8 protein-coding genes are annotated in these 12843 nt (G+C 61.9%); 7 read left to right on the top strand and 1 reads right to left on the bottom strand.

Annotated elements, in window-relative coordinates; all coding sequences use genetic code 11:
- The first annotated feature begins 150 nt into the window (after nt 1-150).
- From priA to RIKMI_RS0107145, 5 genes are all read left to right on the top strand, one after another.
- Nucleotides 151-2397 (top strand): replication restart helicase PriA, encoded by a 2247-nt coding sequence (priA, locus tag RIKMI_RS0107165; RefSeq protein ID WP_027291044.1) that lies wholly within the window; start codon nt 151-153, stop codon nt 2395-2397.
- A gap of 90 nt (nt 2398-2487) precedes the next feature.
- Entirely contained in the window at nt 2488-4317 is a 1830-nt protein-coding gene (locus RIKMI_RS0107160; RefSeq protein WP_027291043.1) for an ABC transporter ATP-binding protein, read from the top strand.
- Between the two features lie 65 nt (nt 4318-4382).
- Nucleotides 4383-4847 carry a TlpA family protein disulfide reductase gene (locus RIKMI_RS0107155; RefSeq protein ID WP_027291042.1) on the top strand — a complete coding sequence of 155 codons (465 nt, stop codon included), beginning with the start codon at nt 4383-4385 and terminating at the stop codon, nt 4845-4847.
- A 125-nt stretch (nt 4848-4972) separates the two neighbouring features.
- Nucleotides 4973-6058, top strand: a complete 1086-nt coding sequence (locus RIKMI_RS13355; protein WP_037291669.1) for a carbohydrate-binding family 9-like protein — start codon at nt 4973-4975, stop codon at nt 6056-6058.
- Between the two features lie 467 nt (nt 6059-6525).
- Complete coding sequence (locus RIKMI_RS0107145) at nt 6526-8940, top strand: TonB-dependent receptor (RefSeq protein WP_027291041.1); 2415 nt, start codon at nt 6526-6528, stop codon at nt 8938-8940.
- 102 nt (nt 8941-9042) lie between these two features.
- Here the strand turns inward: RIKMI_RS0107145 and RIKMI_RS0107140 are convergent, their stop codons facing one another.
- A complete protein-coding gene (locus RIKMI_RS0107140) occupies nt 9043-10266 on the bottom strand; it encodes a BACON domain-containing protein (protein ID WP_027291040.1) in 1224 nt (407 codons plus the stop codon).
- 737 nt (nt 10267-11003) lie between these two features.
- Here RIKMI_RS0107140 and lipA point away from each other — a divergent pair.
- Together lipA and lipB are read left to right on the top strand one after the other, a co-directional pair.
- The gene (lipA, locus tag RIKMI_RS0107135; RefSeq protein ID WP_027291039.1) at nt 11004-11942 is read left to right on the top strand and encodes a lipoyl synthase; all 939 of its coding nucleotides are present in this window, start codon (nt 11004-11006) and stop codon (nt 11940-11942) included.
- Complete coding sequence (lipB, locus tag RIKMI_RS0107130) at nt 11939-12631, top strand: lipoyl(octanoyl) transferase LipB (protein ID WP_037291667.1); 693 nt, start codon at nt 11939-11941, stop codon at nt 12629-12631. The genes lipA and lipB overlap by 4 nt, the downstream gene beginning before the upstream one ends.
- The last annotated feature ends 212 nt before the right edge of the window (nt 12632-12843 follow it).

Genomic DNA, 12843 nt, shown 5'->3' with positions numbered 1-12843 from the left:
GAACCGAACGGCATGGCGAGTTCATATCCCGCAAGCGATCTCTGGCGAGGCAGCGGGAGGACGCCGCCAGGCAAAACAAGCGTAGCGACATTAAAGAGAACGATACACTCGAACATCGATGTGTGAATAAACGAACCGATAAAAAAGACCATGACTTTCGCCGATATTTTGTTACCGGTAGCCGTTCCGCGCCCCTTCACCTACGCCGTACCCGACGGGGCAGCGATCAGCCCGGGCATGCGCGTGCGCGTACCGCTCGGCAAAAGCAAAATATGCGAAGGCATCGTACTGGAACTGCACCGCACCCCTCCGACATCGAAAAACGGCCCGAAAACGATATTCGAAATCCTCGACACACAACCCTTCGTACGGCCCGAACAACTGCGTCTGTGGGAATGGATCGCCGCCTACTACCTGTGCACCCCCGGAGAAACGATGAAAGCCGCCCTGCCCGCCGGCATACGGAACGGCAGCTACCGACCCTCCGCCCAGCTGCACGTGCGGCTCGCCCCCGATTACCGTTCCTCAGCGAAAATCGCCGAACTCCTCGAAAATATCCGGCGGGCGAAGACCCAATGCAAAGCCCTGCTGGCCTACCTATCGTTCCTGCCCTGCGCCCCGGACGGAGAGCCGCAGCTCGCTCCCGACGACCCCGCCGCATTGTGGGTGCCGCGTTCGGACATCACCGAAGACATACCCGCGACAGCCATCCTGCGGCTCGTCGAACGCGGCATCCTCGAACAGCAGGAAATCATCCCCTCCGCGCACGACGGACACCCCTCCTCCCCGCCTGTGCCCGAACTTCCCGCAGACACCCCGCCATACGCCGCGCAGATCACCGCCGCCTTCGCCGGACATGCCACCGTACTGCTCAGCGGCGAAATCGCCGACACCCGGAACACCGCCCTCTCCGTTTACATATCGCTCGCCGCACAAGAGATCGCCCGCGGACGGCAGACGCTCCTGCTGCTGCCCGACACCGTGCTGACCGCCCGGATCACCAACGCCCTCCAGGCCGCATTCGGCCCCCGGTGCCTGTTCTACCACTCCCGGCTCACCGACCGCGCCCGCAGCGCGGCCTACCAACGGATGATCGAACAGCCCGGCAGCGTCGGCCTCGTCGTCGGTACCCGTTCCGCCCTTTTCCTGCCTTTCCGGCAGCTGGGGCTGGTCATCGTCGATAACGAACACGACCCCAACTACCGGCAAAACGATCCCGCTCCCCGCTACCACGCCCGCGACACCGCCCTCGTGCTCGCCAGCCTGCACGGAGCGAAGACCCTGCTCGCCAGCCCGACCCCCTCGGCCGAAAGCTGGCTCAACGCCGCCGGAAACGGAAAATACGGAGCCGTATCCATCCCCGCAGCGACCGGAGACATCCTCCCCGAAGTCACCATACTGGAACGCGGCAAAGGACTCCTGTCCACCTACCTCCGCAAACGGATCGGCCGGACGCTGGACCAGGGCCGCCAGGTCGTCCTGTTCCAGAACCGCCGCGGATTCGCGCCCTACGTCGAATGCGCCAACTGCGGAGCCACGCCGACCTGCCCGCACTGCAACGTCACGCTCACCTACCACAAAGAGACCTCGGCACTGGTGTGCCACTACTGCGGGTGGTCGCGGCCCTACTCGTCCACCTGTACCTCGTGCGGCATGCACGCGCTGGTGCCGCGCGGCATCGGGACGGAACGGATCGAAGAGTGCGCCGCCGAACTCTTCCCCGATACGAAAATCGCCCGCATGGATACCGATACCGCCAGAAACGCAGGGGCCGTGGGACGCATCCTGACCGACCTGGTCGAAGGGGAAACGGGCATCCTGGTTGGTACACGGATGGTGGCCCGAACGGCTCAGGCCGGCGACCGGATCGGACTGGTAGGCGTCATCAACGCCGACAACATGCTGGCCCATCCCGACTTCCGGGCCGCCGAACGGGCCTTCCAGTTATTGATGCAACTGAAAACTCTGCTGCCCGCCGACGGCAGCGGCGAACTGGTCGTGCAGAGTTCGCAGCGGCTCCATCCTGCGCTGGTCGCCGTCGCGAACCACGACACGGCCGGGTTCTACGCCCGCGAACTGGAAGAACGGCAGGGACTGCTCTACCCGCCTTACGTGCGGATGCTCCGCCTCACCTTCCGGCACCCCGACAAAACGCAGACCACCGCCGCGGCGCAGGCATGCGAAGCCCTGCTCCGCGAGCGGTTCGGACGGCGGGTTTCTCCCCCGTTCGAACCGCAGGTAGACCGCGTGCAGAACCTTTTTATCCTCCACCTCCTGCTGCGCATCGAGCGGCAGCGGCCCGTGGCCCGCGCCAAAACGATCCTGCTGGAGATACTCGCCCGGATACGCAAACGGTTCCCCGCCGTCCATATCATCGCCGAAGCCGACCCCCAATAGCGGCCCTCCCACCCCGCCGGACGGACGCACGCGTGTCCGCTCCCGCCCCGCAGACACGCGGATACGGGAAAAAGCATTACCTTTACCCGCATGAACACCTACTTCCGCATCCTCCGGTTCGGACGGCCCTACGGCCGTTACGCCGTTCCATACTTCATCTGCATCATCCTGCACACGGTCTTCAACACGATGACCTTCGCCATGCTGATCCCCATCATCCAGACCATGTTCGACGCCAACTCGATGATGGAAGCCGTCACCGCCATGCCCCCGTTCGAGATCAGCACCGAATACGCCAAAGCCGTGATGAACTACGGGCTTTACCGGGTGGCCGGCGCCGGCTACACCATCAAGGACATGCTCTTCATGCTGGCGATACTGACCGTCGTGATCGTATTCCTGAGCAACCTGTTCCGCTATTTCGCCCAGCGCACCCTCGAAAACCTGCGTATCCACACCCTCCAGCAGATCCGCGACACGATGTTCGACCGCGTGGCACGGCTCCAGGTGGGCTATTTCAGCAACGAACGCAAAGGCGACATCATCTCCAAGATCACCTCCGACGTACAGGTCGTCCAGTTCTGCATCACCAGCACTTTCCAGATCTTTTTCAAGGAACCGTTCCTGCTGATCGGTTATTTCGTGCTGCTGATCGGCATCTCGTTCCACCTGACCCTGTTCACGCTGGCCGTGCTGCCCGTCATCGCGCTCTGCATCGGGTACATCGTCAAAAAGCTGCGCCGTTCGGCCACCGAAGGGCAGGAGGCGTTCGGCGAAATGGTCAGCCTGCTGGACGAATCCCTCGGCGCGATCAAGACCGTCAAGGGATACAACGCCACCGACTACATCGAACGGAAATTCCGCCGACTGGACGGCCGCTACTCCGACATCATGCGCGCCATCGCCCGGCGGCAGCAGCTCGCCTCCCCGATGAGCGAATTTCTGGGTATCGCCTCGCTTTCGTTCATCCTCGTTTACGGAGGGAACATGATCCTGAACGGCGAACTGACGGCAGCGGCCTTCATCGCCTACCTCGGGGCGTTCTCGCAGGTAACCCGCCCGGCACGGGCCATCGCGGACGCTTTCGGCAACATCAACCAGGGCATCGCCGCCGGGGAACGCATCCTCGGCATGATGGACACGGCGCCGGCCATCACCGACCGTCCGGACGCGAAATCCCTGGACGAGTTCGCCGAAGGGATCGAGTTCCGGAACGTATCGTTCTCCTATGAAGACAAACAAGTGCTCAGCGGCATCTCGTTCACCATCCCCAAAGGGCAGACCGTCGCGCTCGTCGGACCGTCCGGAGGCGGCAAATCGACCATCTCCGACCTGATTCCCCGTTTTTACGACCCCGACAGCGGTGCGATCCTCGTGGACGGCACCGACCTGCGGGACTACCGGGTCGAAAGCGTCCGCGCCCATATGGGCATCGTAGCGCAGGAGACGGTACTGTTCAACGACACCATCGAAGAGAACATCCGCATGGGCAACGACACCGCCACGCCCGAAGAGGTCGCGGAAGCGGCGAAAGTGGCCAACGCCTACGATTTCATCATGGAGACCGAACACGGCTTCCAGACCAATATCGGCGACCGGGGTATGAAGCTCTCCGGCGGGCAGCGGCAACGGCTCTCCATCGCGCGGGCCGTGCTGCGCAACCCGGATATCCTGATCCTGGACGAAGCTACCTCGGCGCTGGACACCGAAAGCGAACGACTGGTACAGGAATCCCTTTCGTCGCTGCTCAAAGGGCGTACTTCGCTGGTGATCGCCCACCGGCTGAGCACGATCCAGCATGCGGACAAGATCATCGTGATCGAAGCGGGCCGGATCGCCGAACAGGGCACGCACGCTGAACTGATGGCCCTCGGAGGAATTTACCGCAAACTGATCGAGATGCAGCAACTGGCGGAATAGCCGTTTTTCCCAGGTTTCATCGCACGCCCCGCGCGGGAAAGCGGAGCGTCCCAATACCGAGAAAGATGAAAAAACTCCTATTATCGAGCCTCGCCCTGCTGATAGCGGGGACGGCCCTCGCCCAGAAAATAGTGATCGGTTCGCGCATCCCCGATTTCCGGGACGTGCGGTGGCTGACCACGATGCCGGGCGGCCCCGGCACGGGCCAGACGGCACCGATGCTGATCGAGTTCCACGACCCGGACAACGCCTCCTCGGTTCGTTTCTTCCCGAAACTGGCCGACATCCGCGGCAAATACGGCAACGTGCAGGTAGTAGTGCTGGTGGCGCGGCCCGGCTCCGCAGCGGACGAACTCCGGCAGGCGTACGGCGACCGGTATTACATCGGCGCCGACCCGGACGGAAAAGTCTATCGGACATTCAACGTGCGTTTCCTGCCCTATACGATCCTGGTCGATTCCAAAGGAGAACTGTACTGGCAGGGCAACCTGGGGAATATCACCGACGCCGTGCTGCAAAAAGTCCGGTAAAAGAGACCCATCGCCGCGACAGCGGCCGGCTCTGCGCCGGACGGCAAAGCCGCCGGGGGACGGCGCGAGCCGAAACCCCAAACAGGCACCCCCTTGAAAAGAGATACAAACCAAACCGACCCCTCGTGAAAAAAGCACTCATTCTCAGCGCCGCCCTGCTTATGGGACCCGCAGCGCTCTTCGCACAGAAAAACGTCGAATTCAGCGTTCCGTATGAATTCCAACCGCCCCATTACGTCTGCTACCGCGCCCCGCAGGCCGTCGTCATCGACGGGAACATCGACACCCCGGAATGGGCCGACGTACCGTGGACTTCGGACTTCGTGGACATTCAGGGCAAAAACCGCCCCGTCACGCCCCGCCACCGCTGCCGCGCCAAACTGATGTGGGACGACCGGAACCTCTACATCGCCGCCGAAATGATCGAACCCCACCTATGGGCCACCCTCACCGAACGCGAATCGGTGATTTTCCAGGACAACGACTTCGAAGTCTTCCTCGACGTGACCGGAAGCACCCACCACTATATGGAGTTCGAGGTCAATGCCCTCGGCACCGAATGGGACCTGATGCTGACCCGCCCCTACCGCGACGGCGGCGCTCCGCTCAACGCCTGGAACATGAACGGCATGCGTTCGGCCGTGAAACTCTACGGCACGCTGAACGACCCGTCGGACACGGACGACAAATGGACGTTCGAGATGGCCATTCCGCTCTCGACCCTGCTGGAGGTGCAATACGGCAAACGCGAAATCGAGGACGGCGAACAGTGGCGGCTGAACTTCTCGCGCGTGCAGTGGCAGTTGGACGTCAAAGACGGCCGATACGCGAAGAAACCCCAAACGCCCGAAGACAACTGGGTATGGGCGCCGAGCGGTAAGATCAGCATCCACGAACCGGAATACTGGGGTTTCCTGCAATTCTCGGACATCACGGCGGGCAAAGGCACCGCGCCGTTCGTATGGAACCCGAACGAAGAGGTGAAATGGGCGCTCCGGCAGCTCTATTTCCGCCAGCGGGAGTTCCGCGGGGCCAACGGACGCTGGGCCGCCACGCCGGAAGAGCTGAAAGCGTCGGAAATCCGGGTGAAAGGGCTGGCATTCGACCCGGCAGTCCATGCCGCCGGCGATGCCTACCGCATCGTCGCGCCGGGCTTCGACGGCACATCCTGGTATATAGACAACGAGGGATACGTGGGACAGGGACGGTAGCCGGAGTTTCAGGCACAACGACCTACCCGCGCAAAACACGCGGAAAAGGGTTTATCCGTCGTTTTACCGAAATCCCTATCTTTGTCATCGGACAAGCGATCTGTCGAATCCCCGCGTCAGCGGCCCGTCCGCTACCTCCCCCGACGGATACCTTATTTATTCTTCCGGGGCGAAGCCTGCGGGGTTCGCAACTTGTTGCGGGCCTCCGCGGGGAGAGGCTGCGGCCCGTCGCCGGAAGGTCCGATCCGGCATTTGCCGAACCGATAAACAACGTTCTTATATACTGAGTTCTCGCTCGAAAACCGTCGCTAACAGAACGAAAGAGAACATTCAAAACACCGAGCTTCAGCTCATGTCAATCACGGCATGGGTCTGGAGCTATGGGTGTTTTAGGGTGTTCTGTTTAGCGACGGACCCACGAGCGACATAGTGAAAGACTCGTGCCTTTTCTATACCCGAAAAGGTCGATGCGTATTTTTATACCGTTTTTCTTCATTTTTCTGTCTTTATACGACAAAGCGACCGCCCAGTCCCGGCAGAGCGACCCCGCCGCGGAACGTGCCGCATGGCGGATGGACGCCGACGAAGATGCCTTCGGATTCGGCCCCCTGCACGCCTACGACAGCTATTTCGGGCAGGCCACCGGCTTCGGTTTCAGTTTCATGCGCTACCGGCCGCGCGGATACGACTGGCGTTACCGCACCCTCCGCATGGGCGGCGTGGCTTTCGCCGACTGGTTCCGCGGCGCTCCCGCCTGGAACGCCGTCAGCGGCCTGACCGCCGTCGGCACCGCCGTTTACGACCGCGACCGGCTCATCCCCGGTTCCGTCGGACGCAGCGAAGACCGCCTGATCCTGCCGTGGCAGCAGGCCAAAGGCGGCAAAATCGCTTTCTCGACCTCGAACCGCACCTATAAACTCCGCGGCACGGCAGGCTACAACTCCGGCGAGAACGAACGCAACGGCTGGGGCTATTCCCTTTTCGCCAGCCGCTCGTGGGGCCGCTCCTATTCGATCGACGGCGTGTGGAACGACAGCTGGGCCGCCTTCGGCTCGCTCTCCAAACGGTTCGGCGGCGGCAAACACCGTATCGCGCTGACCGCCTGGTACGCCCCTACCCAACGCGCCCTGCCATCCGCCTCGACCGCCGAAGCCTACGCCCTGACCGGCGACAACCTCTACAACCCCGCCTGGGGACGCTGGGACGGCAAACAGCGGTCGGCCAACGTCCGCAAGGCCCGCCAGCCCGTCGCGATGCTGACCCACGAATACGCCTCCGGCGACCGGCTGCGGATCGCCACCACCCTCGCGGCCCGGCTCGGCACCGAAAGTTATTCGGGCATCGACTGGCAGAACGCCCCGAATCCGCGCCCCGACTATTACCGCAACATGCCGAGTTTCCAGCCCGAAGGGAGCGCGATACGCGAGCGGGTAACCGAACTTTGGCGGACGGACGAAAACGTGCGCCAGATCGACTGGGCCGCGCTCGCGGAACGGAACCGCTACGACTCCCCGCGGGCGCACTACATTCTGGCGAGCCGCGTGCGCGACTACCGCGAATTTACATTCCAGTCGGCGGCCGAGTGGCGACCCGACAACAAGACGCTTTTGAGGGGCGGCATCGAACTGGCCGGCGCGGAAAACCTCAACTACAAGCGACTGGACGATCTGTTAGGGGCGGATTACTGGCTCGACGTGGACGTCTTCGCCGAAAATCCGGAAGACATCCGGAACAATACCCAGAGCGATATGCGCCACCCGAACCGGCAGGTACGCGAAGGGGAGGCGTTCGGCTACAAATATTCCGTTCAGATGCTCGCGCCCCGGCTTTGGACACGTTTCACGAAGCGGCACCGGGAGTGGGATTTCGAAGCCGCGGGGTCGCTGGGCATGGCGGCCTGCCGCCGTTTCGGATACTACGACAAACAGAACTTCCCCGGCAGCGAATCGTTCGGCTGGTCGCCGTGGCTGACACGGGCCGAATGGCTCGTCGAGGGAGGAGCGGGCTACAACGTGGGCAGCCGCTTCCGGGCCGGTTTCCGGTTCACGGCGCAGAGCCTCGCGCCGACCCCGCAGAACGCCTTTATCTCGCCGGAATACCGCAACGCCTATGTGCCCGGCCTGAAAAACGAAAACATCCTCGGCGCAGAGCTGCGCATCGACTACCGCACGCCCTTTTTCCGCGCCTACTTCGGCACGTTCGCAACCTCGCTGCGCAACCGGACGGAGGTGCGCGACTTCTACGACGACCTCAACCATTTTTTCTGCAACTACCTGATGTCCGGCATCGACACGCGCCATCTGGGCGTCGAACTCTCCGCCGAGGTGCAACTCGGCCGGCAGCTCTGGCTCCGCGCGGCGGGCGTGCTGTCGGACAACCGCTACACCTCGAACCCCCGCGCGCTCGAATTGCAGGAGAGCACCGGCGCGGAGACCGAGACCGAAACCGTGTTCTACAAAAGCCTCCGCACAGCCACCGGGCCGCAAACGATCGGCGTGCTGGAGATCGAATACACGCCCCGTTCCTGGATCCTGTCGGCGGCGCTGAACGGTTTCGCGGGCAACTACATCGCGCCCACCCCGCTGCGGCGCACGGAACGGGCTTTGGAAAAGACGGACTACCGCATCCTTTTCGATCAGGAGAACTTCGGGGCAGGCGCGACGATCGACCTGTTCGTCGGCAAAACTTTCTACCTCGGCGAACAACGGGCAGGCATCTATGCGGGAATCAACAATGTCCTGAACCGCCGCAACATCCGCACGGGCGGCTACGAATCGTCGCGGCTGCGCCGGAATGCGGACGGGGATTACCTGCCGCTGGATTCGAAATACTACTACGCGCAAGGCATCAATTTTTTCGTCACCGCTACCTGGCGGTTCTGACCTCTGCCTCCCCGTCCCGAAAGCAAAACGGGCGCACCTCTGTTTTGCGAGGTACGCCCGTTCCCATATATGACAGCCGACCGAGGCCTGGGCCCCAACCGGTCAATAAACGATTTCGACGATCAGCTCTTCGCCGTGATTGTTCAGGTTCCGGTACACTTTCGTCACCGCCCCGTCGCCGTCGAATTCGTAACGGAACGTCGCCTCCTGCACCTCGCCGTCGCTATTGTCGGTCATCACGATCTTCTCCGGCAGCCGCGCGGGCCGCTTCCCGGCCAGGTTGTAACCCAGTCCCCAGTCTCCGGTTTCGATCAAGGCGGTGAACAGGTCGAAATTGGCAATGCCGGAAGCCCGGTTCCCGAATTCGCAACGGGCGGTCAGATCGAGCGGGTCCTTTTCGTTGTCGCTTTTCTGGGTCACGGTCACCGGGCAACCGTTTTCCCACGTATAAGCATAGGTCGTGAAATAATCTTTCGTAACCGTCGTGCAGTTACCTTCCGGGTCGCATATACCCTCTTCCCAGGAGCCGTGCGATTTGTATTCGACCAGATATCCTCCTTCATCATAAGTCCACGTATCCCGATTCGGCTCGCCGTCGGATTCCAGCCCTTTGACCAGACGCCCGTCCTCCATTTCGTAATGCGAAACAAATTCCACGACATGGCTCTCGGAGCTGCCGTCCGGTTTGACCTCCACCATTTCGTCGTATGCGGTCAGAATCAACCGGTTTGCCTCATACACGAGCTTCTGTTCGACGAACGGTTCCGAGTCCCCATCCTCCATATAAGAGGTCTGGACGATACGCCCCTGATCGTCGCACTCGAACCAGCTGTGCGTATCGATCGTACCGGCGGGAACCGAGCCGTAAGTGATGATTTCCTTGGCGGCTTTCCCCGTTCCGGGCACGTTCGGGTCGGGCACCGGCTGTTCGCCCGCTTCGGTAACGCCTTTCTGGACGATCGTGATCGTCACGACAGTCTCGCCGCAAACGATCCGGATCAACGCCTTCCGGTCGGCGCCCGTATAATTGACGCTGAGCGTGATCTCCAGCGTATAATCGCCGGCCGCATCGCCGCTCGTCCGGCTCAGCGTCACCCAATCGGCCGCCGCAGCCGCCTTCGATTCGGTCGCATCCTCGACTTCGGCATGCCAGGGACCCGTGGTGGAGAATTTCACCTGCGGGTTTTCCGCCGACGCGGTTTCGTCGGCATAAACCGTCTGGTTGGTAGCCCCCGCCGTCACCCGGATGTCTTTGTCGGACGACTTCTCTTTTTCGCAGGCGGCCAGAACGAACGCCGCCAGCAACACTACAAGAACTTTTTTCATATTTCCTGTTCTTAACTGACCGCTTCCCAGCACCCCGAAGCCGATCTGAGTTTAAACTACGAAGCGTGGTGCTGCAATGCTACGTCTTAACTTGGAGGTCCTGAGAAAACCCGTGAATACAGATGTAGGAATAGCAGCCCACGCCATAGCGTGAGAACCACCATGCCATCCCTGCATTCACTCCGAAATTTCTCAGGTTTCCAAGTTACAGGATAAGCATAACGCTTCTTTCGATAATCCGATATGTCCGGCCGGAGCACATCCGTCCGGAGGCAAAAGTACGGAAAAAACAGGATTATCCCCCTGAAAACCGGTACAAGTTCTCCCGGCCGGGCCGTTCGGGGAGATCATCGCCCGATTGCGGATAAAGTCGTCATATACAGTTTTAGCCGGTGCTTTTTCGGCCCGCGCCGCCCCCGGCGGCTGTAAACCGTCCCGCCGCGGAACCAAGCGGACAAATCGGCCCGCCGGATACATTCGGCGGGCCGAAGTATATAGCCGGGTTACCGAAATTCGCATCAGGCGGACGGAAACCCGCCCCGCCTGTACTACGACCGCATCATACCGGGCCATCGCCTTCGGAAAAACCGCAGCTCCGCACCGCACACCTGCCGCCGTATTTCCAAACGGTTACGGCTCCCGCACTCCCGCCCCGCCCGATTAAATCGCTCCGCCGGCTCGGAAATGTGCGGGATTTTTCGTTACTTTGTAAGTAACAGAAAAAACGAAAACCGATAATGCCCTCGAACCATGAGAAAGTCGGCACGCACAAACCGGAATGGCTTAAAGTAAAACTTCATAACGATCCGCGTTATGCCGATGTCGCCGCAGTGGTGCGGCGGCACGATTTACATACGATCTGCGCGAGCGGCCGCTGCCCCAATATCTCCGAATGCTGGAGCAGGGGGACCGCTACTTTTATGATCGGGGGCGACACGTGCACCCGCGCCTGCCGTTTCTGCGCGACCAAATCTTCGGCGCGTCCGGCGCCCCTCGACCCGGCCGAGCCGGTCAAAATCGCCCGTTCCGTACGACTCATGGGACTACGGCACGCCGTTGTCACCTCGGTAGACCGCGACGACCTCGCGGACGGCGGGGCCGCCCACTGGGCGGCGACCGTACGGGCGATCCGGGAACTCAATCCCGAAACCACCATCGAACTGCTTATCCCCGACTTTTGCGGCGATCCCGCCTTGCTGGACACCATTCTGGAGGCCGGCGCCGACATCGTGGGCCACAATCTCGAAACCGTCGAACGGCTGACCCCCGCCGTCAGGGACAGGCGGGCATCCTACGCGACCTCGCTGAACGTATTGCGGCACATCACCGACCATGGCAACCGCCACGACGATTCGTATCTGGCCAAAAGCGCCGTGATGGTCGGCCTCGGCGAAACCCGGGACGAAGTGCTCCGCACCCTCGACGACCTGGCGGCGGCCGGCGTGCGGCGCATGACGATCGGACAATACCTGCAACCGACGCCCCGGCACTATCCGGTAGCCGAATACATCCACCCGGATACTTTCGCGGCCTACAAAGCGGCCGCCGAAGAGCGCGGCATCGCGCATACCGAAAGCGGGCCGCTGGTACGTTCTTCCTATATGGCCGACCGGCTCGCGCCCAAGACGAGACGGCCGTTATCCGCGCTTTCGTGCGGAGAAAGGGGGCAGTCATGATCGAAGTGATCGACAGGGGCGTGATCGACTACGGTACGGCGTGGGAAGAACAGCAGCGGCATTTCGCCGGGCTGCTCGCCTCCGCCGGAGAACCGTCGGAGGCCGGGGCGCGGGGCATTCTGATGCTGTGCGAGCATCCGCACGTCTACACGCTCGGCAAAAGCGGCCGCGCGAACAATTTACTGGTCAGCGAAACGTTCCTGAAAAGCATCGGGGCGAGCTATTACCACATCGACCGCGGAGGGGACATCACCTATCACGGTTACGGGCAGTTAGTGGGATACCCGATACTGGACCTCTCGTCGATAGGCGGGCATGGCGTAGGGCTGAAGGAGTATATCCGCCTGCTGGAAGAGAGCGTGATCGCGACCGTCGCCGAATGGGGCATCGAAGGCCGGCGCGTGGAACATGCCACGGGCGTATGGCTCGACGCCGCGGCGACGAAACCCGAACGGAAAATCTGCGCGATCGGCGTCAAGGCGTCGCGGTTCGTGACCATGCACGGTTTCGCGCTGAACGTAACCACCGACCTGAAATATTTCAACTATATCAACCCCTGCGGCTTCACGGACAAAGGGGTTACCTCCATGGAGGCGGAGCTGGCCGGCAGCGGCCGCGCCGTCCTTTCGATGGAGGAAGTAAAGAGAGCCTACGTGCGGAATTTCATGCGCCTCTTCGGAGCGGAATAACAGCGGGAAACGGACTGCGGCAGACTCGAACGTTCATGCGACCGCCTCGCCGCGAAAATCCGACACCGGGAGCGCACGGCAGGCGAACCGGGCGCCCGACCCGAATGGAATAACGGCAGGGCATTTAGTCTCCGCGATTCAGTAAGAATCGCCGGCTTTCGCGCCCAAGCCGCTTTGCGGCTTCCGGGGGGTGGGCGCAAAGCCGAACGGGT

Source organism: Rikenella microfusus DSM 15922 (genome assembly GCF_000427365.1).
Lineage (GTDB): Bacteria > Bacteroidota > Bacteroidia > Bacteroidales > Rikenellaceae > Rikenella > Rikenella microfusus.
The sequence above is the reverse complement of the archived record's forward strand: the minus strand, read 5'-3'. Positions and strand labels throughout refer to the sequence as shown.